21 protein-coding genes and 1 pseudogene are annotated in these 23,420 nt (G+C 47.5%); 3 read left to right on the top strand and 19 right to left on the bottom strand.

All coding sequences use genetic code 11. The features are described 5' to 3' along the window. Positions 1 to 118: 118 nt before the first annotated feature. From VR7878_RS08550 to VR7878_RS08540, 3 genes are read right to left on the bottom strand one after another with little or no spacing between them, the layout of a single operon-like run. Positions 119 to 607, bottom strand: a complete 489-nt coding sequence (locus tag VR7878_RS08550; protein ID WP_077335238.1) for a DUF2489 domain-containing protein — start codon at positions 605 to 607, stop codon at positions 119 to 121. Between the two features lie 9 nt (positions 608 to 616). Continuing rightward, complete coding sequence (gene yihI / locus VR7878_RS08545) at positions 617 to 1,183, bottom strand: Der GTPase-activating protein YihI (RefSeq protein WP_077335236.1); 567 nt, start codon at positions 1,181 to 1,183, stop codon at positions 617 to 619. Continuing rightward, on the bottom strand, positions 1,183 to 1,821 hold the full coding sequence (locus tag VR7878_RS08540; RefSeq protein ID WP_077335234.1) for a class I SAM-dependent methyltransferase: 639 nt from the start codon (positions 1,819 to 1,821) through the stop codon (positions 1,183 to 1,185). The genes yihI and VR7878_RS08540 overlap by 1 nt, the downstream gene beginning before the upstream one ends. Before the next feature lie 868 nt (positions 1,822 to 2,689). Here VR7878_RS08540 and yihA point away from each other — a divergent pair. Further along, a complete protein-coding gene (gene yihA / locus VR7878_RS08535) occupies positions 2,690 to 3,352 on the top strand; it encodes a ribosome biogenesis GTP-binding protein YihA/YsxC (protein ID WP_077335313.1) in 663 nt (220 codons plus the stop codon). Between the two features lie 489 nt (positions 3,353 to 3,841). Here the strand turns inward: yihA and spfP are convergent. From spfP to hemB, 3 genes and pseudogenes are all read right to left on the bottom strand, one after another. Then, positions 3,842 to 3,886, bottom strand: a pseudogene (gene spfP, locus VR7878_RS21655) (small protein SpfP); the annotation flags it as partial. A gap of 196 nt (positions 3,887 to 4,082) precedes the next feature. Next, complete coding sequence (gene polA, locus VR7878_RS08530) at positions 4,083 to 6,854, bottom strand: DNA polymerase I (protein WP_077335232.1); 2,772 nt, start codon at positions 6,852 to 6,854, stop codon at positions 4,083 to 4,085. Between the two features lie 708 nt (positions 6,855 to 7,562). After that, entirely contained in the window at positions 7,563 to 8,609 is a 1,047-nt protein-coding gene (gene hemB, locus VR7878_RS08525; RefSeq protein WP_077335230.1) for a porphobilinogen synthase, read from the bottom strand. A gap of 350 nt (positions 8,610 to 8,959) precedes the next feature. On the opposite strand from hemB, the gene VR7878_RS08520 reads away from it, so the two are divergent. After that, positions 8,960 to 9,724, top strand: a complete 765-nt coding sequence (locus VR7878_RS08520) for a TatD family hydrolase (protein WP_077335228.1) — start codon at positions 8,960 to 8,962, stop codon at positions 9,722 to 9,724. Between the two features lie 27 nt (positions 9,725 to 9,751). On the opposite strand, the gene tatC is transcribed toward VR7878_RS08520, so the two are convergent. The 8 genes from tatC to VR7878_RS08480 form a co-directional block, all read right to left on the bottom strand. After that, positions 9,752 to 10,492, bottom strand: a complete 741-nt coding sequence (gene tatC, locus VR7878_RS08515) for a twin-arginine translocase subunit TatC (RefSeq protein WP_077335226.1) — start codon at positions 10,490 to 10,492, stop codon at positions 9,752 to 9,754. Positions 10,493 to 10,574: 82 nt separating this feature from the next. Next, positions 10,575 to 10,898, bottom strand: coding sequence for a Sec-independent protein translocase protein TatB (gene tatB, locus VR7878_RS08510; RefSeq protein WP_077335224.1), 324 nt, complete (start codon positions 10,896 to 10,898; stop codon positions 10,575 to 10,577). Positions 10,899 to 10,904: 6 nt separating this feature from the next. Next, positions 10,905 to 11,126 (bottom strand): twin-arginine translocase subunit TatE, encoded by a 222-nt coding sequence (gene tatE, locus VR7878_RS08505; protein ID WP_077335222.1) that lies wholly within the window; start codon positions 11,124 to 11,126, stop codon positions 10,905 to 10,907. A gap of 44 nt (positions 11,127 to 11,170) precedes the next feature. Then, positions 11,171 to 12,808 (bottom strand): ubiquinone biosynthesis regulatory protein kinase UbiB, encoded by a 1,638-nt coding sequence (gene ubiB, locus VR7878_RS08500; protein WP_077335220.1) that lies wholly within the window; start codon positions 12,806 to 12,808, stop codon positions 11,171 to 11,173. Continuing rightward, on the bottom strand, positions 12,805 to 13,410 hold the full coding sequence (locus tag VR7878_RS08495) for a ubiquinone biosynthesis accessory factor UbiJ (protein ID WP_077335218.1): 606 nt from the start codon (positions 13,408 to 13,410) through the stop codon (positions 12,805 to 12,807). Before VR7878_RS08495 ends, ubiB begins: the two co-directional genes overlap by 4 nt. 13 nt (positions 13,411 to 13,423) lie before the next feature. Next, positions 13,424 to 14,176: a bifunctional demethylmenaquinone methyltransferase/2-methoxy-6-polyprenyl-1,4-benzoquinol methylase UbiE gene (gene ubiE, locus VR7878_RS08490; protein WP_077335311.1), complete on the bottom strand. Its 753-nt coding sequence runs from the start codon at positions 14,174 to 14,176 to the stop codon at positions 13,424 to 13,426. Between the two features lie 202 nt (positions 14,177 to 14,378). Next, positions 14,379 to 15,932 carry a DNA recombination protein RmuC gene (rmuC, locus tag VR7878_RS08485; protein ID WP_077335216.1) on the bottom strand — a complete coding sequence of 518 codons (1,554 nt, stop codon included), beginning with the start codon at positions 15,930 to 15,932 and terminating at the stop codon, positions 14,379 to 14,381. 96 nt (positions 15,933 to 16,028) lie between these two features. Continuing rightward, positions 16,029 to 16,262 carry a hypothetical protein gene (locus VR7878_RS08480; RefSeq protein ID WP_077335214.1) on the bottom strand — a complete coding sequence of 78 codons (234 nt, stop codon included), beginning with the start codon at positions 16,260 to 16,262 and terminating at the stop codon, positions 16,029 to 16,031. A 261-nt stretch (positions 16,263 to 16,523) separates the two neighbouring features. Here VR7878_RS08480 and VR7878_RS08475 point away from each other — a divergent pair, with 261 nt between their 5' ends. Beyond that, on the top strand, positions 16,524 to 17,447 hold the full coding sequence (locus tag VR7878_RS08475) for a DMT family transporter (protein ID WP_077335309.1): 924 nt from the start codon (positions 16,524 to 16,526) through the stop codon (positions 17,445 to 17,447). Positions 17,448 to 17,485: 38 nt separating this feature from the next. Here the strand turns inward: VR7878_RS08475 and araC are convergent, their stop codons facing one another. The 5 genes from araC to VR7878_RS08450 all read right to left on the bottom strand — a co-directional run bounded on the left by araC (position 17,486) and on the right by VR7878_RS08450 (position 23,030). Further along, positions 17,486 to 18,322 carry an arabinose operon transcriptional regulator AraC gene (gene araC / locus VR7878_RS08470; RefSeq protein ID WP_077335212.1) on the bottom strand — a complete coding sequence of 279 codons (837 nt, stop codon included), beginning with the start codon at positions 18,320 to 18,322 and terminating at the stop codon, positions 17,486 to 17,488. A gap of 152 nt (positions 18,323 to 18,474) precedes the next feature. Continuing rightward, a complete protein-coding gene (locus tag VR7878_RS08465; protein WP_077335210.1) occupies positions 18,475 to 18,999 on the bottom strand; it encodes a hypothetical protein in 525 nt (174 codons plus the stop codon). Positions 19,000 to 19,044: 45 nt separating this feature from the next. Then, the gene (araA, locus tag VR7878_RS08460; RefSeq protein ID WP_077335208.1) at positions 19,045 to 20,547 is read right to left on the bottom strand and encodes an L-arabinose isomerase; all 1,503 of its coding nucleotides are present in this window, start codon (positions 20,545 to 20,547) and stop codon (positions 19,045 to 19,047) included. Positions 20,548 to 20,556: 9 nt separating this feature from the next. Further along, on the bottom strand, positions 20,557 to 21,258 hold the full coding sequence (locus VR7878_RS08455) for an L-ribulose-5-phosphate 4-epimerase (RefSeq protein WP_139344055.1): 702 nt from the start codon (positions 21,256 to 21,258) through the stop codon (positions 20,557 to 20,559). A 56-nt stretch (positions 21,259 to 21,314) separates the two neighbouring features. Then, positions 21,315 to 23,030 carry a ribulokinase gene (locus VR7878_RS08450; RefSeq protein ID WP_077335307.1) on the bottom strand — a complete coding sequence of 572 codons (1,716 nt, stop codon included), beginning with the start codon at positions 23,028 to 23,030 and terminating at the stop codon, positions 21,315 to 21,317. Between the last annotated feature and the right edge of the window lie 390 nt (positions 23,031 to 23,420).

Here is a 23,420-nt window from a genome sequence, read left to right as displayed (position 1 = left end):
TGAACTCCTATTTTGCCACACTGCGATACTGACAAGTCGGGCAGCAAAATAGAAATCCATGATTATTGTGTGAAAGTGCTACAGAGATCACCGAATGAACCGCTATAGGACTCGAGGTTTAGACCATTTGAACCTGAATTTGTTGATTCAAGGGCTGAATCATATCCTTCAGCGTGGTCAGCTCCCGGACGATATCATCCTCCAGCCGACTTTCAGCTTTCATCCGCTCCAGATTTTGCTGCATCCTTTCTTTCTTAGGCATCTCTTGCCGAGCTTCGCCACGAGGCATATCTTTGACGATATGATACAGCTCAGAAATGGCTGGGAATTGTTTTTCAAAATCAATTCGTTGCTCACCCTGAACATAATCCATAATGCAATAGACACGAATGCTGATTTCTGACAGGTCACACTGTCCTTGAATACCGACCATACAGAGCGTGTTTACGTTCTCGAAAATATTTGCATTTCTCTTCTCAATCGCCAGTTCACGATGCTTGGCAACCAATGCTTTCTGCTGCTTCAATTTCACCAGCAAATACCCGGCATAAATCGCCAGACCTGCAACAATCAAACACCCGACAATCGCGAGTACAGTCAGATTCATATGTTACTCCTATTGCTGAAAATCATCCGGATCAAATCCGGTAAATTTCTCCAGCAGTTCGTCATCCGATACGTTTTGCTTCGGTTTCTTCACCGGAGTCTCAGAGGATAACGCTTCATCACGCTCTTCATCAAACGAATCCTCTTCGTCAAACAGCCCGAGCTGTTTCATCAGCTTTTCAATGCGATTAAGCTTTTCATCAACATACTGTTGCAAGCCGGCGCCCAGCTTTTCACCCTGATCCAGCCGAGCTAGCAAAGCATGCAGCTGCGCATCATTTTCGAGCCGTGCCAGCTCTTGTTCTGCCTGCTCTTGCCGTTTCTCAGCAATCACTTTTGGCTGTGTTTCTACAACCAACGGAATTTTTTTCTTACTCCCCAGGCGAGGATCCTGCGCCTGCGCTGTACTTAACCGACGTGTATTGCCGGACTCTTCTGAATGACGGCTACCGGTTTTCAAGCCTTTTCTCTTTTTCAGCTTCTTGCGCAAACGTCCTTCGATATCTGTCTGAGAACGCTGACGAACGACAACAACGTCTGAATTCCCAGATGATCTTACTTTCTTCTTACGGCTCATTACTGGCTTTTCCTCAGTAAAATTACATCACTACCGATAAATTCAATTTCGAGAGCATCCCGTTTTGCTAGAAAACAAAAAGTCTCTCGGCTAAAAAAGCTTACATGGGTGAGATCATTCTTATAATGCCACCTTGTAAACGCATCCAAATTTTTGACTAATTTGGTCATGATCCCGATATATCCCCCCGGCTTCACCAATGACAACCACTGCTGCCACACTTGACCCGGTGTATGTAAGTGTTCAATCACTTCAGTTGCGGTAATAAAATCATACGTCGATTCTAACACCGTCTGCTGGGGGAAATAAAAGACATCATATACAGCCATCTGAAACCCGAGCTCCGCCATCATCAAAGAGAGCGTCGGCCCGGGGCCGCATCCAAAATCGAGCCCGTGAGCATCAGGAACAATCCGTTCTGCCAGCGGCACCGTCAGACGAGACAAAAACCGCCGATATCCCATATCAGACGGATGATTCTCATGTAGATCATAGATGGATTTTTCTGACTCTGCATCCAGATGAAATGCAGGTGCGACACTCACCAAATAACATTGATGGCATTGCCAATACTCGCGCTGTTTATCCCGATGATAAACCACCGGCGATTCAGCACCGCATAGTGGACATGAGATCATATAGACTCCTTGTTACGGGATGCGCAACATACCAGAAACTGACCCGATAGTGGAGTATTTAAGCTTATTTTTTCTGCAACGCTGTGCTTCAACAGACAGACGTAACGGGTTTCGGTTGACCCGCAATGGTATAAAAAGAGCAATAAAAAAAGCGACAGGATTATCTGTCGCTTTATAAACAGTCACCGGAGTGACGGAAACTATCCTGGCACATCGAGATGCGCACAATATTCCTTTTGTTGTTGGTGCTTTCCTTGCAAAAAATTTATCGTTCGTCATCAATCCTGATGAATTTTCACTGTCCCTGAAAACATCATTGTAACGAAGCACTTCCGTGGCTTGGTTCCATTACATCCCCAACTCCATAGGGCCAAGCAGACCATCCTTATCAGACAAACATCCTGTCTGTCGGATGCTTCAGAATGAGCGATTCATTCCTGAAGCAACGAGTCAACTTTACGCTTTCTCGCGACAGGAACAACCCATCAAAAAATGATTCAGATCACATTCTATATGTAATATTAAAAATAATAATAAAATCATAAAATTAAAATCATTATTAGCGTAATCATCAGGTTATCTATAGCAGATCTCTCACAACCGACATAGAAAAAAAGGAACACGTCGACCCAAAGGAGTTTCGGTGCTGATCAAACTGACGACTTAGCCACCCCATCTCATCACCAATGAACTTCTGCGTATCGAGCCGTGATAATGTTCCAGATTCTGACAGGAGTCGTGTATAATCGCCAACCCCACCGAATTAAGGGAGGGGAGCGTCTCGCAGGAACCTAGTTAAGATTATGGCTGTGATACCATCGCATTCCGGCATTATTTATCAACGCAGACAGAGATCATGGAGTCTACCTTGAGTGTAAAAATCCACTATCAAAATACACATTTTATTACCAGTGCCCCGGATATCCGTCACCTGCCGGAAGATGAAGGCATCGAGATCGCGTTTGCCGGACGCTCCAATGCAGGAAAATCCAGTGCGTTGAATCGTTTGGCGAATCAAAAGAACTTAGCTAAAACCAGTAAGACGCCGGGAAGAACCCAGTTAATTAACCTTTTTCAAGTCACCGAGGGCTGCCATATTGTTGATTTGCCCGGCTATGGGTTTGCTCAAGTTCCTCCGGAACTGAAGAAAAAATGGCAAAAAGCACTCGGAGAGTATCTGCAAGTCCGCCAGTGTTTGAAAGGGCTGGTCGTTTTGATGGATATTCGCCATCCGATGAAAGATCTGGATCAACAGCTGATCTATTGGGCGGTAGAAAGCAATATTCCGGTTCAGGTACTGCTGACCAAAGCAGATAAACTCAAAAGTGGTGCCAGAAAAGCCCAAGTGCTGAAAATTCGCGAAGCAGCTCTGGCCTTTTGTGGTGACGTGAGTGTCGATGCTTTTTCTTCGACCTCAGGATTGGGGGTTGATGTCCTGCGCCAAAAACTCGATAGCTGGTATGCACCGGCGTTTGCCCCTCAAGATGATGAGCAAGATAGTGAGACTAACAACAGTGAGCCCAATCACTAATATCAAACGCTCCGTGCTCCGGAAGGAAGGGCGAACCACCCGCTTTTCTTCCGGGCATAAAAAACCCCGCCATCCTGGCAGGGTAATGGGAGAGATAATGAACTTCTTTCTAATTGTTTTGTTTTTGTGCCCTTACAAGCATCGTTGAATTCATCTGATATTTCAATCCCTTCGCTACGATCTGCCACTCCCGATAAAATAGTTTTAACATTTTGAAATATATAAATATTAACCAAAATGTAACACTTTATTTCCTATATGAAATAACTATTTTGTGAAGGGTAATTAATTACAGAATCGTTACATTACTTCATTTGAGAATTTTAACATCCCAGAAGAAAAACCAAGATTTTTGTCAATGATTGGCGCAATGGGTATTGTGGAGAGAATGCCGGGTATGGGTCAAAAGCTACATTTTATTGATGAATAACATATGCTTAACACAATAAAAAACGCCCCAGTCAAAAACTGACTGGGGCGGCTGAAACAGCCTAATCCAATAACGTGAAACAAAAGGTCTGAAAGATAGAACATCTTACCTCTGTACCCTACGTCATTAAATGTACAATAAACTGATGAAAAAGAAAACCCATTCTGTAGTTTTTTTTCACTCATTTTAAATCAGACAACATAAGAAACTGATATTTTGTTACTTTTTTTTAGATAAAAAAAAGCTGACACTTGTGCGCCAGCTCATAAAAATCATGCCATTTTGGTCAAAAAAACCGATTTAATGGGCCTGTTCCCAACTATCACCCCGTCCGGCCTCTGCAACTAAAGGCACACGGAGGGTTGCTGCGGACTCCATGAGTTTTTGTATTTTACTTTCAATTTCGGTCAGAGATGACTCTTGGATTTCAAAAACCAGTTCATCGTGCACCTGCATCAACAAACGGACTCTACCCTGACCTTCCTGCTCGATCCACGAATCAACCAACAACATCGCTTTTTTGATGATATCAGCGGCTGTTCCCTGCATCGGTGCATTAATCGCAGCGCGCTCCGCAGCTTTGCGCCGCATTCCGTTACGGGAGCGAATCTCCGGCAGATGTAAACGACGGCCGAATAGTGTTTCGACATACCCCTGCTCGCTTGCCTGAGATCGCGTATCTTCCATGTACTGCATCACGCCGGGATAACGCTCGAAGTATTTTTCCATGTAAGATTGGGCTTCATGGCGTGGAATACCAAGCTGTTTGGCCAAACCAAATGCACTCATCCCATAGATCAAGCCGAAATTAACAGCTTTAGCGCGACGACGCTGTTCTCCGGAGACCTGTTCGAGCGGAATCCCTAAAATTTCCGCAGCCGTGGCGGCATGAATATCTTTGCCTTGCTGGAAAGCATCCAACAGTGACTGATCACCAGACAAATGCGCCATAATTCTCAACTCAATCTGAGAATAGTCGATCGCAACAATCTTCCAGCCGGGCTCCGTAACAAATGCCTGACGAATCCGCCGTCCTTCTTCATTCCGCACCGGGATATTCTGTAAGTTCGGATCGGTCGATGACAACCGTCCGGTTGCAGTCACCGCCTGATGATAAGAGGTATGCACACGACCCGTGACCGGATTAATCATTTTGGGCAACTTATCGGTGTAAGTTGATTTTAGTTTTGCCAGACCGCGATATTCCAGAATCACCTTCGGTAGTGGGTAATCCAGCGCCAGCTCCTGTAACACTTCTTCATTGGTCGATGGTGTCCCCGATGGCGTTTTTTTCACCACCGGCAACCCCATTTTTTCAAAGAAGATTTGTTGGAGCTGCTTTGGCGAGCTCAAGTTAAACGATTCTCCGGCAATCTCAAATGCCTTGCTCTCCAGTTCTTCTAAACGCTGAGCAATTTCCTGAGACTGAACATTAAGGCGCATATCATCGATGTGGACACCTGTTCGCTCCATTCTGGATAACACTGGCACCAACGGCACCTCAATGTCTTGGTAAATCTTTAACAGGGTTTCATTCTGCTCCAGATTTTCCATCAACCGATGATGCAACCGAAGTGTGACATCCGCATCTTCTGCCGCATAAACTCCGGCTTGTTCCAGATCGATTTGGTTAAATGTCAGCTGATTTTTACCCTTGCCGGCAATTTGTTCGAATGAAATACAGCTATGTTGCAGGAAGCGCAGTGCCAGACTATCCATATCATGCCGCCCGCCGACACTGTCATATACGTAAGAAGCCAGCATGGTATCATGCGCAATGCCACGGAGTTCAATGTCATAACGAGCCAGAATACTCATATCAAATTTCAGATTCTGCCCGACTTTATGACAGTCTTCATCTTCCAGAATCGGTTTAAGCTGAGCCAATACCCAATCGCGCTCCAGCTGCTCCGGTGCATCCATATAGTCGTGTGCAACAGGAACATACGCGGCTTCACCTTCGGTGATCGCAAATGACACACCGACCAGATTGGCCGTCATATAGTCCAATCCATCCGTTTCGGTATCGAAGGCAAATAAATCAGCATCTTTCAGCTTGTCTAACCAAGCCATAAAATCAGCTTCATTCAAAACGGTCTGATACCGGCTGCGATCAATATTGACCGCCGATGTATCCATCGTCACTGCAGCCGCATCAGACGCCTGATTCATTTCCGGGCTTCCCTCCGGGCTTTCAAGCAGCTCGTTCAGCCAGGATTTAAAGGTCAGTTGCCCGTATAGCTGAATCAGATCTTCTCGATCCGCCGGGCGTTTGACTAACGTATCGAGTGTGTCTTCCAGTTCAACATCCAGTTTAATCGTTGCGAGCTGGTAAGAAAGCCAAGCATTGTCTTTATTGTCTTCCAGCTTTTTCGCCATCGTCTTGGAACCCCGAAATCCCAAGTCGGCAATTTTATCCAGATTCTGATAGAGCGCTTCCAGGCCGCCAATTCCCTGCAACAATGCAGTCGCGGTTTTTTCTCCGACACCCGGTACACCCGGAATGTTGTCAACTTTATCGCCCATCAACGCCAGATAATCGATTATCAGCTCCGGAGGAATGCCGAATTTCTCAACCACCCCTTCACGATCCATCACAACATTGGTCATGGTGTTGATCAAGGTAACGTTATCGTTCACCAATTGCGCCATATCTTTATCACCGGTGCTAATCAGCACCGGAACGCCTGCATTGGCAGCTTGCATCGCGATTGTACCGATCACATCATCGGCTTCCACACCTTCAATGGCGAGTAACGGTAATCCCATAGAACGGATAATCTTATGTAGCGGCTCAATCTGGCAGCGTAATTCATCCGGCATCGGCGGACGATGCGCCTTATATTCAGCATACATCTCATCACGGAAGGTTTTGCCTTTTGCATCAAACACAACCGCGATCCGATCCGAAGGATACTGACGCATCATGCTGCGGATCATATTGATGACACCATAAACAGCATTGGTGGGAATATCACCATTGCTCATGGTGCTTGGATAAGCATGGAATGCACGGTAAAGATAAGAGGAACCGTCAATCAAAATGAGTGGGTTATCAGGAATATGGGCCATAGTGTTTTGGTATCCGGATGTGGAGGTCTCAAAAATTATCTGCTTAGAATGCCATGAGTTCCCTGAGGATTCCATGTTCTGCCGAGTTTTTACCGAAATCTCATCAGACTGAAATCCACAGAATCCCCTTCATATTGTGGATAAGTCTGTTCATAGTTTTATTTACATAGAGATAAAAACGATAAAAACAGCTCAAACATTAAATTTAAACTATTGATTTTTAATAGATAATTAAAGGATCTGTACAGAAAATCATGATCTTTTTGGGATCAACTATTGTGGAAAAGTATATCGTACTGTTAACAAAAACAGTCCCGCCAAAAAAGAAAAAGCGACACCCGGGGGATGTCGCCTAGCATAAGCAAGAAAGTGATACGTGTGACCAAATCGCTTTCTTATAAAGCTATAAATACACTGGAAGCAATGTGAGCAATGTCGTGTCAAAAAGAAGAGTGCAAGCCCGTAAACACCATCGCATTGAGTAACAAAAATAAATCGTGTTACATCTCAGCGCTGTGGTGAACTTCCTCATTCCCTAAGACGAGTGTAATAATAATTATTCTCATTTAATTGGTCAAGCACTAAATGAGAAAAAGTCTCATTTATTTTTCACAAATAGTGTAACTCATTCATAAATAAAATAATAAAGGCTGGTACTTGCCAGCCTTATATCCGTTTCTTCACATAATGTGCCCATTCACATCAATTTTACTGATGTTTCTTCAGTGCTGCGACCTGCGCCGCTTGCTCTTCAGCAAGCCACTCGGCAACATCTTTGGCAAAATAGGTCAGAATACCGTCCGCTCCCGCGCGCTTAAAGCAAAGCAATAATTCGATAACGGTCTCTTTTTCTTTTAGCCAGCCATTGAGAAAGGCTGCTTTATGCATCGCATATTCACCGGAGACCTGATAAGCAAAGGTCGGCACCTGAAGTTCGGTTTTAACGCGACGAACAACATCCAGATACGGCATTCCCGGCTTCACCATGACCATATCGGCACCTTCACCAATATCTAACGCCACTTCCTGTAACGCTTCATCACTGTTCGCCGGATCCATCTGATAAGTTTTTTTATTGCCCCCTTTCAGATTACTTGATGAACCTATCGCATCGCGGAAAGGCCCATAATAACTCGAAGCATATTTTGCAGAGTAAGCCATGATTTGCGTATGAACATGCCCGGCTTCCTCAAGCGCATCACGAATCAGACCAATCCGGCCGTCCATCATATCGGAGGGAGCAACTACATCCGCACCGGCTTCCGCATGAGATAACGCCTGTTTGACGAGCACTTCGGTCGTGATATCGTTGATCACATACCCTTGCTCATCAATAATGCCATCCTGACCGTGGGTGGTATATGGATCCAATGCCACATCAGTAATCACCCCGATTTCCGGAACATGTTCTTTCAAAGCACGAACCGCCCGTTGAATCAGACCTTCAGGGTTGTATGCCTCAGCAGCATCAATACTCTTCGCATCCTGAGTGATAAAAGGAAACAACGCGATAGCCGGTACACCAAGGCTCGCAAGATACTGCGCTTCTTCAAGGAGAACGTCGATCGATAAACGATCCACACCCGGCATCGATTCAACAGGCTCACGACGATCTTTGCCCATCAACACAAATACCGGGTAAATCAGGTCACTGACAGATAACTGATTTTCTGCAACTAGGCGACGACTAAAATCATGTTTACGCACACGACGCATACGACGACCGGGAAACTGACCTACGATAGAAACTGACACATGGAACTCCTTTTTGATATTTGTGATGCACCGCATCAAGGTTCGCCACATACTGTACATGTAACAAACGGACGAAACGAACAGCGCTTATCATGAACCGTCGCTCAACAGCGAGAGAGCTCTGAAGAAAAGTACATTGCGACCCGAAACTGTGACTCTCACAACACGAATATGACCTTCTCATCCGACAATACAGCGCTTGAGGAAACACAGTATTGTCACGGGTAGTGCGCTGAAATCATACCATTGTCCAACTGACACGCCATGTCTATTGAGATAAAAATTCAAAAAATGATCTCAACGCGCCGATCTTTTATAATGCCTGATTCAACCCATGACCGGAAAATACCATGATTGATACTCACGCCCATGTTTATGCCCGCGAATTTGACCAGGACCGGCAAGACGTGATTCAACGGGCGCTGGCACAAGGTGTCGAGATGATCTGTATGCCGAATATCGATCTCGACTCTATCGAACCGATGCTGGCAACCGAGGCCGCCTACCCTGACATCTGTCGTTCCATGATGGGATTACATCCATGCTACGTGGATCAACATGTTCATCAGACACTCGATATCATTCATGGATGGTTTGATAAACATGATTTTATCGCCGTCGGTGAGATTGGTATCGATCTGTACTGGGATACAACCTATCAGGCCGAACAAGAAACCGCTTTTCTTACCCAGCTCGGCTGGGCAAAAGAGAAAAAGCTCCCGGTGGTGATTCATACCCGTAATTCAATGCAAGAAACCATTCAACTGCTGAGTCAGGCTCAGGATGGCTCTCTGCAAGGCGTATTTCACTGTTTCGGTGGCAGCGTTGAAGAAGCCAAAGCCATTCAGGATTTAGGCTTTCACCTCGGCTTAGGCGGTGTCACGACGTTTAAAAATGGCGGGATGGATCAAGTGGTTCCTCATCTGGATATGCGGCAAATCATTCTGGAAACCGACTGCCCTTATCTGGCGCCGGTGCCGCATCGGGGAAAACGCAATGAACCGGCCTACACGCATCTTGTCGCCCAGCGAATCGCCGCACTCAAAGAGATCTCGCTTGAAGAAGTGGACCGACTGACCACAGACAATGCGAAGCAGTTATTTCAATTGCTTTAAATGATGAGTCAGCCATCTCGACTGACTCTACTGCGAGTGATCTGATGCTGTCTTGCAATAAAACCGGGCACAAAAAACACCGACTTCAAACAGTAAACAGATGGGAACAGCCAGTAACGTCTGAGAAATGATATCCGGTGGCGTCAACAGCATCCCGACCACAAATGCTCCGACAATAATGTAAGGTCGTTTTTGTTGAAGTGCTCTTGGTGTTGTTGCGCCCGTCCAGCAAAGCAACATGATTGCCACCGGCACTTCAAACGCAATCCCGAACGCTAAAAATAGCGCCAACACAAAATCAAGATAGCTGGCAATGTCGGTCGCAAAAGCAACCCCGTCCAGTGAAATCGCGGTAAAGAAGCCAAAGATCAAAGGGAAAACGACAAAATACGCAAATGCGACACCAGCATAAAACAGGATTGAACTCGACAATATCAGGGGCATGACCATCTTACGTTCATGTTTGTACAATCCCGGCGCAACAAAAGCCCATATTTGGTAAAGCAGATACGGTACCGTTATAAACAGCGAAACAATCAATGTCAGCTTAAGCGGGGTAAAAAAAGGCGAGGCAACATCGGTGGCGATCATGGTTGCACCGGCGGGTAGCCGCTCAATTAACGGCCGGGCAATAAACTCATAGATATGATTCGCAAAGTAGACTAAACCGAGAAATACAGTGATAACAGCCACGATGCAACGTAATAATCGGTTACGTAACTCGAGCAGGTGACCAATGAAAGGTTGAGTTTGCTCATCAGACGACATATTGACTCCATGTTACGTCAGGGACAGATGACGTCAGAAAAACCAGTTTAAGCAACATGCGCATCACGGCTATTTTGACGACTTATTTCGACTGTTTCTCTGCACGATCATCATGCGTTGACGGTTGCTCAACGTCACGTGTGGTGGTATCCACAGATTGATGCGACTGATGTAACTCGGGAAATGGTTCGTTCACTTTGGTTTGCTCAGCTTGTCGATGCTTGTCTTTGAGCTCTTGTATCTGCAACTCTTGAGACAATTCATGCTGCACACTGTTAGCAATTTTTTTCACAGACGCAACCATACGGGCGATACTTCGAATCGCATGTGGTAAGCGCTCCGGCCCCAAAACAACCAGCGCAATCACCGAGATTAATACCAGCTCCCAAAAACCGATATCAAACACGCCGAACTACTCTTTGTCTTGATGGTTCTGCGTAGAAGACGCGGATTTCTGTTGCGTTTGATCCTGCTTTTCACGCTTCGCTTCTTCAGGCTCTTCATCCATCGCTTTTCTAAAACCTTTCACGGCACTGCCTAAGTCACTGCCCATGCTCCGCAATTTTTTCGTGCCGAACAGTAACACCACAATGGCCGCAATAATCAGTAATTCCGTAATGCCAATACCACCCATATCACTATCCTTTTATGCTTCGCCAAACCGCTCAGCAGATACGCTTACCGACGGTAGAACATCCAACTGATTAACCAGGACATACCGCCCACGACAGCAGTACTGATTGACAAATGCGGCTCTTGCCCATTCGCCAAAAAGACCGCCGAACAGATCAGTGCGGTTGCCCCAATCCCTAAGAAAAACTTGCCTCTGGCCTGATCCCGTTTCACCTGACGGTAATCCTGATACAGTGCATTGACTCGTTGATTCATCACGCACCCTTGCTTGAGACTTTCGTAAACCAGCTCCGGTAACTCGGGGAGTTTTTCCGCCCAGAATGGTGCCTTTTCACGGATAGACCGTAATACCGCCCCCGGCCCGACCTGATCAACCATCCACCGTTCCAAAAACGGCTTGGCTGTTTGCCATAGATCAAGTTGAGGATATAACTGCCGCCCCAAACCTTCCACATACAATAACGTTTTTTGCAACAGTACCAGTTGCGGCTGGACTTCCATATTGAAACGACGCGCCGTGTTAAATAGGTTCAATAACACATGGCCGAATGAAATCTCACACAGCGGCTTGGCAAAAATCGGTTCGCACACCACCCGGATGGCACTTTCGAATGCATCAATATCCGTATCATATGGTACCCAACCGGACTCGACATGCAGTTCGGCAACGCGTCGGTAATCACGATTAAAAAACGCCAGAAAATTTTCTGCCAGATAACGTTTATCTTCTTTGTTCAGCGTTCCGACAATACCACAATCCAACCCGATCCATTGCGGATTTTCAGGATGAGCCGGCTGGACAAAAACGTTGCCCGGATGCATGTCAGCATGAAAAAAGCTATCTCTGAACACCTGCGTAAAGAACACACTGACACCACGTTCCGCCAACAACTGCATATTGGTGCCGTTTGCCTCTAGTGCTTCCATATCCGAGACCTGAATCCCATAGATGCGCTCTGAGACCATCAAGGTTTCACTGCTATATTCAGAAATCACCTCAGGAATATAGAGCTCTTCGCTGCCCTCGAAATTACGTCGCAACTGAATAGCATTTGCGGCTTCCCGACGTAAATCGAGTTCATCCTGCAACGTTTTCTCATATTCCCGAACCACTTCAACCGGCTTTAAACGCCGTGTTTCGGGCAGTGCTTTGGCAACGAGACGAGCCATCCGATACATCAGTTTGATATCCGCGGCAATCACCGGCTTGATATCAGGACGAATCACTTTGAGCACCACCTCACGACCGTTGGATTTCAATGTTGCAGTATGCACCTGAGCGATCGATGCTGAGGCCAGCGGTTCAACCGAAAAATCATCGAACCAAGTTTCTACCGCACCACCCAACGCTTTTTCAATCTGTTGCTTCGCTAAATGACCGTCAAACGGTGAGACTTTATCCTGTAGCAGCGCCAGTTGATCCGCGATATGCGGGGGAAACAGATCCCGTCGGGTAGACATCATCTGACCAAACTTAATCCAGACGGGTCCCAACTCCTGAAGCGCCAGACGCAAGCGCTCTCCTAACGGTTTCTCCGGATAACGATTCCGCAGCCAGAACAGCGATTTCCGTGCGAGTAATGGGGCTCGGAATAAATGATGATCGGGGAGGAATTCATCAAGACCATATTCCAGCTGTACCTTGATAATACGGTACAACCGCTTGATTTCTGTTGGCGTCATAGTTTCTCCGTCAGAGACTGAATCCGGCTTTCAAGCCGGGATAACTGACTGTTTACTTCATCAACCCGATCACAAAAATCAGCCACCTCAAGCGGGCCAGGAGCAATACGCCACTCTTCCGTTAAGACTTGTGCAATATGAGATTGGTGGCGCTGATGTTGCGTTTGCAGGAAATGCCTCAAATCTTTGGCGGCCTGAGTGACCGTATGTGCGACAACATCCCCGCTCAGGCGTGACAACCACTCTTCCCAATCCGGCTTGCAGTCCGTCATCAGTTGTGAAAACTTCTGCGCCAGTTGGATATCACCTTCCAGAATCAGCTTATCCTGTTTGATCAGTTGGGTGATATTTGCCTGCTCCCGCAGCTGTGGCAGGATCGATAAGGTCAGAGAGAGATAACAATCCGGTGTGCCTTCGTATCGCGCCAATACATCAATTTGCTGACTGAAAACAAACGTCAGCGTTTGATCGAGTTCTTTCAGGTGGACCTGAATCACATTGCCTTTCAGGCGAGCGAATTGACGGATCAGAAGCGGGTTATCCTGAATCAGTCGGTTCAGGATGGTTTCAATCGTTGCGGTCAGTAAAGGAGCGAATGGCATAGACACCGCCTTGTCAGAATTTATAACCACGGTGAAGTGCCACAATACCCGCAGTCAGATTGTAATAACTTACTTGCTCAAAACCGGCATCGATCATCATGCCTTTTAACGTGTCCTGATCCGGGTGCATCCGAATCGACTCAGCAAGATAACGGTAGCTGTCAGCATCATTGGCGATGAGCTGGCCCATCTTCGGCAGGAGATGGAATGAATAGGTATCATAAATTTTAGACAACGGTTCAAACACCGGTTTGGAAAATTCCAACACCAACAGACGTCCGCCGGGTTTCAGAACCCGAAACATCGAGCGGAGCGCTTGGTCTTTATCTGTGACATTGCGCAGGCAAAAGCTGATCGTGATGCAATCAAAATAATTATCGGGAAACGGCAGTTCTTCCGCATTCGCCTGAACATAATGCACATTACCGACAATGCCACTATCGCGCAGTTTATCCCGGCCGACACATAACATTGAATTATTGATATCTGCCAAGACGACATGCCCAGTGTCACCCACGATTCGTGAAAATTTTGCTGTCAAATCACCCGTACCACCACCGAGATCCAGAATTCGCTGCCCGGCACGGACACCGCTGCAATCAATCGTAAATCGTTTCCATAGCCGATGAATCCCACCGGACATCAAATCATTCATGATGTCGTACTTTGCAGCAACGGAATGAAAAACTTCTGCCACTTTATGCGCTTTCTCCGCTTTGGCGACGGTTTCAAAACCAAAATGGGTGGTTTCTTGATTTTCTGCCATTTTTTCAGATTGCACGCCTTTACCTACCTTGCATAACGAATATAAGCCACACACACCTTACCACATCATCCATAATGCTGAATAAACAGATGTTTGATAAACTCATGTGGCCGACTGATTGGTTGCGCTAGTTTACTGTATCCCCTGTCGGATGTCTTTCAGCAATCGGCAGATTTTATACCGACGGGCACGCAGACAATAGCTATGACGACAGCGGTTGCTCAGGCTCGCTTTCTTCATCCGGCGTTGATTCCGTTGCTTCGGACAACGACGTGTCAGCAATAGCTCGCTGAGACTCATCAACCCACCGGGAAGCAATCGAACGTTTCACCTCAACGCCCAGTTGCTTAAAGCTTTCTGCCTGACGAATGGCGTTACCACGCCCGCTCGACAGCTTATTCATGGCACTCTGATAACTCTGTCCGGCTTTGTCTATGGCACTGCCCAGCGTGTCCATGTCATCAACAAATAAACGTAATTTGTCATAGAGTTTTGCGGCTTTCTCGGCAATGCGCTGAGCATTTTGATTCTGATATTCATTGCGCCATAAATTATCAATGGTTCGTAAAGCAACCAGTAAAGTGGTTGGACTGACAATAATAATGTTTTGTTCCATCGCATCTTTGACTAAAGCAGGATCCGCCTGAATTGCCAATTGGAAGGCCGGTTCGACCGGAATAAACATCAACACATAATCCAGCGTCTGAATGCCTTGTAACTGCTGGTAATCTTTTTTGCTCAGTCCTTTGATATGAGAGCGTAGCGCAAGTAAGTGTTCACCAAGGGCTTTATCTCGCTCTACGTCACTCTCAGCATGGAAGTAACGCTCATAAGCCACCAGCGCCATTTTTGAGTCGATCACCACCTGCTTTTCACTCGGCAGATTGACAATAACATCCGGTTGGTAGCGCTTGCCCGCTTCATTTTGCAAGCTGACCTGCGTCTGATACTCGTGACCTTCACGTAGCCCTGATTCCGCCAAAACCCGGGCTAACACAACTTCACCCCAGTTCCCTTGTTGTTTGTTATCGCCTTTGAGTGCCTGCGTCAGATTCAACGCTTCTTTTGCCATCTGCTCATTGAGGCGTTGCAGATTCTTCAACTCATGAACCAGTGTATGACGTTCCTTCGCTTCCTGACTGAAGCTGTCGTTGACCTGTTTTTTAAACCCTTCCAGTTGCAATTTCAGCGGATTCAGCAAACCTTCCAGACTCTGTTTATTCTGCTGATCCACCTTGGCTGTTTTCACCTCAAACAACTGATTCGCCAACTGTTCAAACTGTTGCTTCAAGCGTTCTTCGGCACGTTCCAGTAACTGTAATTTTTCCTGACTGGCAACCATCTGGGCTTGATGTCGCGCTTCCTGTTCCCGAAGCTCGCCTTGTAATTGCGCGTTCTTCTCCCGCAGCAGTACCAGCTCATCATTCAACTGCGTCCGCTCTTGCTGTAAGGCCGCCATTTGCCCGAGTTTTTCAGTGGCAGCCATATGCTGACCATGCAGCTGTTTCAGCTCGGTCATTGCCAGATCATGCGCATCCTCTGATTCGTGCAGCTCAGCTTGTGTTTGCCGCAATTGTGTCGTGACCTGACTCAAAACTTGTTCGTGAAGTTGCTGTTGACTCACCAGCTGTTGCTGCAACTGGCTGAATTGCAGTTGCATCTTTTGCTTCATCCACCAGCCCGTTATGCCGGCAGAACCGACAATACAGAGAGCAGACATTACCAGTAGGGATTGGTTTTCAATAATCCATTGCATCATGGGAATCAATTCTGTATCTCAGCATATAGAACTGAAAATGGTATTGCCGGACTGGATCAATGTCCAGTAGATTTGCGGTACAGCTTCGCCAAACTAGCCACTGAGTTCAGAGGTTGTGAGCCGGGCATAGGCTGTATTGACAGATTCCAGCGATTCATCGGGCACATGTACAACCTGTTGGCAGCGCCTGCAAGTTATGACGACAATCCCCATCACCATCCCGGTTTGCCCGAGCAGATGAATATTTCTTAGCCGGGAGACCAGTTCCGTCGGACCACATAACGGACAGAGCCCTAAAATTTTCCCACCGGATTTCTCATCCGCCATGATCTTTCCCTTCTCAATGCTCAACTCTATTGACCCACACTTATCAACGATTGTGAAAGTGGCTATTCTTTGCCCGAAAACCTTACCTCAAATCGCCAATCATCCGAATCACATCCATTGGTCATGCGATCAACATCCCATAAACTCATCCTGTTGTAACTGTTGGATTTATTGTTTATATGACACAAATAACATGGTTGGCTGAAGCTTATGTTATGCTCAGGCAATCGAGTCAATGGTGGAAAACACGGCTTACCAGCAATGAATAACAGCACAGTCAATGAAAAACAAGCTTTGCTCTTCGGTCTGACCGCGGTCTTATTGTGGTCAACCGTCGCGACGGCATTTAAGCTCACACTGGCACAACTGACCCCGATTCAGATGTTAACCGTCGCTTGTGTCATTTCGATCATCTCATTAGTCGTCATTTGTGCATATCAGCGTCAACTTCACCTGATTTTACCGACGTTTGCGGCCAATCCGACCTACTTCATCATTTCCGGATTGATCAACCCACTCAGCTACTATCTGATTCTGTTTCAGGCCTATCGCCTGCTTCCTGCATCTCAGGCACAATCGATCAACTATAGCTGGGCGATGACGCTAACGATCATGGCCGCCATTTTTCTCAAACAGAAAATCCGCAAACAAGACTATTTCGCTGCTGCACTCTGTTATCTGGGAGTGTTAGTGATTGCAACCCGGGGCAATCTGCTTGCGCTTGATTTCGACAGCCCCGTCGGGGTCGGACTCGCCTTATCATCAACGCTCCTGTGGGCGGGCTTCTGGATTCTCAATACCCGTAACACCGCAGATCCGGTCGTTAGCCTGCTGCTGGGTTTTCTGGTCGCCCTGCCTTGTACGTTGATTCTGTCGCTTTACGAAGGCGCCGGCTGGAACCATATCACAACCCAAGGATGGCTCAGTGCCGTTTATGTCGGTTTATTTGAAATGGGAATCACCTTCTTTCTCTGGCTCAATGCACTCAAACGTACCCGTCACACCGCCAGAATCAGTAACCTGATTTTTATCTCTCCGTTTATTTCACTGCTGTTATTATCCGTGATCATCCAAGAGCAGATTCATCCGGCGACCATTGTTGGGCTGGTCTGTATTATTGCCGGACTGACCATTCAGCAGCTCACGCCAAAACGGGACAATACACATCAACAAACGGAATCATAGTTTCAGGGAGAGCCCCTGAAACTTAAGGCAAGGCAGGCTTAGGTAATTTGCTCCCGATAACGTTTGGGGCTGACGCCCGACTTACGTTTAAATACCCGGGAAAAATAGAGGGGATCGGTATAACCGACAATTCGACCAATTTGATTGACTGAATAGTTGGTGGTCACCAGCAGTTGTTTGGCCCGGCTGATGCGCTGATCATCACGCCATTGTGTAATCGTCATCGACATCTCTTCACGGAACAGATGCCCCAACCGCGAAGGAGACAGGCAGATGTGAGAGGCTACCATTTCCATGGTGAAATCCTGATTGAGGTTCTGCGTCATATAATTCATTGCTTCAATCACGCGTGGATCGAGCGGCTTGCTGACCACATCAGGTTGTAAACTCTTACAACGGAGCAGGAGCTGTTCCAGCAGATTGATCGATAAATCACTTCGGTAAGGTTCATCGGATTTGGCTGTGTACTCGATATCGATGAATAAACGTTCCAGATGATGAACGGTGGTTTGATCCAACCCACGGGTGATATACACCCCGTGTTGCTCATCTTGCCAACTCAGCCAGTCATGCCAGAAGGCTCTGGGACGAAAATAAACCCAGCGATGAAACCAGCACACACTGTCTGCTTTGCGATGGTAATAGTGAGCCGCTGTCGGAGGAAACAGCAGTAAATCACCGGGACCGACATTAATTGCCTGATCACCGGAAAAAAGCGTCCCCTCACCTTTACTGGTCAGGTTGAGAATATATCCTTTCATGCCATTGGGACGGTCAATGGTAAAATCCAGTTCGTCTCCTTCAATAATCGGAGTCAGCCCTGCCACCAAATGCGCATCGAAGTTATACCCGGGTTTAAGCGGATCGTCTTGCATCCTACATCCTATACTACTTTCCTTTAACCACTGAGTGTACGCTAACTCTCAGATTCCATACGATTTAGGACTTCACAATTTCGTGCAAAAACGTGTCATATATGTTGATTATACAAGTTACATCACGCCCACAAGCGACTGAAAAACCTCAGCTATGACAGAAAAATCCACTGTGTGGCAGAAAATGCCTCTCTGAAATGTTGATTTCCGGAAGCAACCAGATAATCACTCGGCCGCTCATTATTTTGGTGCTGTAACTGTTCCAGCCGTCCCCTGACATCAGCAACAGAATGGGGTTCAGAACCATGTTCGGTCTGAATCGCCTGAATATTATGTCGCATATCCAAACGGGTCGGCACACGGTGGCGTGCCATATATTCAATCACCAACGCATCCGGCCGAAAGCAATAGATGATGCCTAGTGAGAGGGTTTCCTCAAGCTGCACGTTGCACCACTGTTCAATCCGGTTATCTTTGATTCGAAACCGCCAGTGAAAATCTTCGGTATTGATCACCTCATCGTTATTGATTAACTCTAGCTGACCGCTAAAAAACAATTTGTTATGAGAGAACAACTGAAATACCACTGGTGTATGTGAGGTGATTTCCAACTGCCAGTGATCATGAAACAACTGTGCCCGATCAGACACCTGAAATTCATCCGGGTCTATCTTCACATTGGCTCCTTATGAGGTGCCTGCCATAGCAGGCACCAATCGGTTTTATATCTGGCCGTTCAGCCGATAGTACAGGCTGTTATGTTTCAAATCCTGTTTGTACTGACGTAAGTTGGTCTGCTGATCGATCAACGCCATCTCAATACCGGCAATCTCGGCATAATCCGACAGCATATCAACCGTCACCGCCTGACTGTAAACCGTGTGGTGAGCCCCACCGCCATAAATCCAGGCAGTCGCTGCCACTTCAAGACTTGGGTGTGGTTCCCACAATGCGTGAGCAACCGGCAGATTCGGCAACCCTTGAGGCGGAGTCACCGCATCAACGGTATTGACCAGCATCCGGAAGCGATCGCCTAAATCAATCACGGAGACATTCAGCGCCGGACCGGGCTTACCGGTGAAAATCATCCGCGCAATCGGGCAGTCACAGCCGATGGTGTGGCGGTGAATCTCAATTTTCGGCCGCGCTGTCGCAATCGACGGACAGACCTCAAGCATATGCGCGCCAAGCACCTGACTCCGTTCACTAAAGTTATAAGTGTAATCTTCCATAAACGAGGTGCCGCCGGCTTTACCCTGCCCCATAACTTTCATCATCCGCACCATTGCTGCGGTTTTCCAGTCTCCCTCACCACCGTAACCGTAGCCTTTTTCCATCAAGCGTTGGGTTGCCAGTCCGGGGAGGTTAGTCAGGCCAGTCAGATTTTCAAATGTATTGGCGAACGCACGTGCACCTTTCTCAGTCAAAAACTGCTCCATCCCCAACTCCAGCCGGGCTTCCTGTCTGAGGATCGCCAGTGAGTCACGGTCATCGAGTAATCCGGGCGCAATATCATAAGTTGAAGCATATTCATCAAGCAGTGCGGCCACGTCACTGTCAGTGACTGCATTGACGCGCTCACTCAGTTCACCCAAGCCATAAGCGTGAACTTCATAACCGAATTGAATCTGAGCTGAAACTTTATTACCTTCCGTCACCGCCACTTGGCGCATGTTGTCCCCAAAGCGCGCAACTTTGAGTTGTTGTGCTTCAGCAACCCCGACAGCCGCACGACACCAGTCATCAATCTGACGGTGCACCGCCACATTTTGCCAGTGGCCGGTCACCACTTTCCGGTTGAGATTCAGACGGGTTCCGATAAAACCAAACTCCCGGCAACCATGCGCACTCTGATTGAGGTTCATAAAGTCCATATCAATGTCTTGCCACGGGAGCTCCGCATTGAACTGGGTGTGTAAATGCAAGAATGGCTTGTTGAGCTGGCTCAGGCCGGCAATCCACATTTTGGCAGGAGAAAACGTGTGCATCCACAACACCAGTCCGACACAATCCGGATCATTGTTTGCCCGGCGGCACACTTCGAGAATTTCATCCGGTGTTTTCACCACTTCCTGCTCAACCACAGCAACTGAAATATCTGCTGCCGCATTGAGGCCGGCAACCATCTCATGACTATCAGCAGCAACACGCTGCAAAACCTTTGGCCCGTACAGATGCTGGGAGCCCGTGACAAACCAGATCTGTTTCTTATCGAAAATTTTCATCGTGCATCCTTATTTTTCGTGATTTTGTTGCTGTCCGTAATAAGCATTCTTACCGTGTTTGCGCAGGTAATGCTTATCCAGCAATGTTTGATTGATTGCATCCACACCGGCATTGATTTGTAGTGTTTTCAATGCCATCTCGGCCACGGTTTCAAGCACCACAGCATTATGTACCGCCTGATCGGGCGATTTGCCCCAGCTAAACGGGCCATGCTCTTTGACAATGATGCCCGGTATTGCGAGCGGCTCCTGTCGGCCTATCGTTTCAACAATGACTCTGCCGGTATTCAGTTCATAATCCTGTTGGATTTCAGCATCGGTCAGTGAGCGGGTGCATGGCACATAACCGTAGAAATAGTCCGCATGAGTGGTTCCCAAGGGTGGAATGGGTTTGCCAGCCTGAGCCCAAGAGGTCGCATTCATCGAGTGCGTATGTACGACCCCCCCGATCTCAGGGTAAGCACGATAGAGCTCCAGATGCGTTTCCGTATCTGAAGAAGGATTTAAATCGCCTTCCACACGCTGACCGGCCAGATTGACCACCACCATATTCTCAGGGGACAGATCTTCATAAGCCACGCCGCTCGGCTTAATCACCACCAAGCCGGATTCGCGGTCAACACCGGAAACATTGCCCCATGTAAAGGTCACGAGATTATGTTTCTGCAAATCCATGTTGGCTCTCCAGACCTGTTCCCGCAGCACATCCATCCGGGATTTCCATGCCGCATTGACGACAAAATCCGGTGTGAAAGAAACATCGATATTCATGCATCCTCCTTTGACAATGATGTTACATCGTCTAAACGATCCTGAGATAACTGCTCAAGTGACTGTCCTAGATGTCGGTACATCGCGTAGCGCGTTGCCCGTAGGTTTGCAATCGCAGAAGCCGGTGTATAAGTGCGGCTGATCGGGCTGGCCATTTGCGCCTGAGCCTCTTGTGTCGTTGGATAAACACCCGCAGCAACGGCGGCAAAGATTGCAGCGCCCAGCGCACAACACTGTTCAGATTCTGCCACCACAATTTCCCGGCCAATTACATTGGCACAGGTCTGCATGACATACGGTGATTTTTGTGAAATCCCGCCAATGGCAATCAGACGGTTAACATCTACGCCCTGACTGACAAAGCAGTCCACAATTGCTTTCGCCCCATGTGCGGTTGCTTCAACCAGTCCGGCAAATAAATCAACTGCGGTCGAGCCGAGATTCAGTTCAGCAATTGCCCCTTTAAGACGCTGATTGGCATTCGGTGTCCGACGGCCATTGTGCCAGTCCACTGCCAACGCCTGGTTATCGCCTTCCTCCAACGCTGCGGCAGCTTGGGTTAATTGGGGGATGAGTGCGTTTTCAAACTCAGCCACATCAAAGTGAACATCCGGATGGTCGCGCAGATATTGCTCAACCGGCCAAAGCAGTAACCGTTTATACCAGGCATAGATATCACCAAACGCAGACTGTCCCGCTTCAAGCGCGGTCATATTCGGCAGTGCGCTACCCAACACTTGGCCGCAGATACCGGCAATCGCCTTGTCCGCAACCAGCGCTGGATCAACCATCAAAATGTCACAGGTTGATGTACCAATCACTTTGACCAAATCATGAGCGCCGGCACCGGCACCGACCGCCCCCATATGGCAATCAAACTCACCGACGGCAATGGCAATACCGGCAGGTAACCCAAGTTGTGCGGCCCATTCATCGGTCAGATAACCCGCGACCTGATCGGCGGTATACACCTCGTGATACATCCGATCCCGCAAACCGGCTAATGTTGGCGAGACAGCGGTCAGGAAAGCTTCTGAGGGGAGACCGCCCCATGACTCATGCCACATCACCTTGTGCCCTGCGGCACAAACGCCCCGACGTAACACATCCGGATGTTGATGACCACTCAGCACCGCGGGAACCCAGTCGCACAATTCAACCCAGCTATAGGCATGTTGTGCAACGTCGGCATCTTGTTCGCTGACCCAGGCAGCTTTGGCCCAGAACCATTCTGAAGAATAAATGCCACCGACATAGCGGGTGTAATCGGGAAAGTCACTGCTGTGTGCTAATTGGTTAATCCGTTCAGCCATTGATACTGAGGTATGATCCTTCCAGAGAATAAACATTGCATTCGGGTTATCGGCAAACTCCGGGCGTAGTGCGAGCACTTGTCCGTCAGCATCAATTGGTGCCGGTGTCGAGCCGGTTGAGTCAACCCCAATCCCGACGACTGATTGCGCGACATCCGTACTCACCTGAGCCACAGCCGCTTGTATCGCTTGTGTCATTGACTCCAAATAATCTTTCGGATGATGACGAAACTGCGATCGTGCAGGTTGACAATATTTGCCTTCTTTCCATCTGGGATACTCTGCAACACCGGATGACAGCTCAGCACCGGAACGAGCATTGACCAATAAAGCCCGAACCGAATCTGAGCCAAAATCCAGACCGATCACACAGGGCTCACGTTTCTGTCTATTCTCCATAACCATCCCCATATTTAAGTCACCCGCACCAGCAACACATCTCTCGACAAATGACCGACAAGTGACTCGTATCGGTAAATCATCATTACGAATCGTTCATCGCCACCGATAAGTCATCACCATCAAGACGGTATCGCGAGCTCATAGTTGATATTCAGTGTTATCAGTTATAGCGAGGGAACGGAGAAGGGAACATGAACGCCATGGCTAAAAGTATGGATAAAAACGCCACGACTGTTTTTTTGCGGTTTCGCTTAAAAAATATGCTTATTGAAGGTTTATCTCGAAATGAGCGATAAAAACCCAACCACACCACGATAAAAGGCTCTTATAAATTGAACATAGTATTATTTTGAGAGCTGGGTCATGTTGTCTCACGCTATATGCATG

It is taken from the genome of Vibrio ruber DSM 16370 (genome assembly GCF_900163965.1).
GTDB classification, from domain to species: domain Bacteria; phylum Pseudomonadota; class Gammaproteobacteria; order Enterobacterales; family Vibrionaceae; genus Vibrio; species Vibrio ruber.
This window is presented reverse-complemented; position numbering and strand designations above follow the sequence as displayed.

Excerpts from the sequence above, each read along its gene's own strand:
- araA (WP_077335208.1), bottom strand. The coding sequence starts at position 20,547 with ATGAAAATTTTCGATAAGAAACAGATCTGGTTTGTCACGGGCTCCCAG.
- ubiE (WP_077335311.1), bottom strand. The coding sequence starts at position 14,176 with ATGGCAGAAAATCAAGAAACCACCCATTTTGGTTTTGAAACCGTCGCC.
- VR7878_RS08455 (WP_139344055.1), bottom strand. The coding sequence starts at position 21,258 with ATGGATGTGCTGCGGGAACAGGTCTGGAGAGCCAACATGGATTTGCAG.
- yihI (WP_077335236.1), bottom strand. The coding sequence starts at position 1,183 with ATGAGCCGTAAGAAGAAAGTAAGATCATCTGGGAATTCAGACGTTGTT.
- VR7878_RS08450 (WP_077335307.1), bottom strand. The coding sequence starts at position 23,030 with ATGGAGAATAGACAGAAACGTGAGCCCTGTGTGATCGGTCTGGATTTT.
- VR7878_RS08550 (WP_077335238.1), bottom strand. The coding sequence starts at position 607 with ATGAATCTGACTGTACTCGCGATTGTCGGGTGTTTGATTGTTGCAGGT.
- tatC (WP_077335226.1), bottom strand. The coding sequence starts at position 10,492 with ATGTCGTCTGATGAGCAAACTCAACCTTTCATTGGTCACCTGCTCGAG.
- polA (WP_077335232.1), bottom strand. The coding sequence starts at position 6,854 with ATGGCCCATATTCCTGATAACCCACTCATTTTGATTGACGGTTCCTCT.
- tatE (WP_077335222.1), bottom strand. The coding sequence starts at position 11,126 with ATGGGTGGTATTGGCATTACGGAATTACTGATTATTGCGGCCATTGTG.
- VR7878_RS08520 (WP_077335228.1), top strand. The coding sequence starts at position 8,960 with ATGATTGATACTCACGCCCATGTTTATGCCCGCGAATTTGACCAGGAC.
- VR7878_RS08540 (WP_077335234.1), bottom strand. The coding sequence starts at position 1,821 with ATGATCTCATGTCCACTATGCGGTGCTGAATCGCCGGTGGTTTATCAT.
- VR7878_RS08480 (WP_077335214.1), bottom strand. The coding sequence starts at position 16,262 with ATGGCGGATGAGAAATCCGGTGGGAAAATTTTAGGGCTCTGTCCGTTA.
- VR7878_RS08475 (WP_077335309.1), top strand. The coding sequence starts at position 16,524 with ATGAATAACAGCACAGTCAATGAAAAACAAGCTTTGCTCTTCGGTCTG.
- ubiB (WP_077335220.1), bottom strand. The coding sequence starts at position 12,808 with ATGACGCCAACAGAAATCAAGCGGTTGTACCGTATTATCAAGGTACAG.
- araC (WP_077335212.1), bottom strand. The coding sequence starts at position 18,322 with ATGCAAGACGATCCGCTTAAACCCGGGTATAACTTCGATGCGCATTTG.
- VR7878_RS08495 (WP_077335218.1), bottom strand. The coding sequence starts at position 13,410 with ATGCCATTCGCTCCTTTACTGACCGCAACGATTGAAACCATCCTGAAC.
- rmuC (WP_077335216.1), bottom strand. The coding sequence starts at position 15,932 with ATGCAATGGATTATTGAAAACCAATCCCTACTGGTAATGTCTGCTCTC.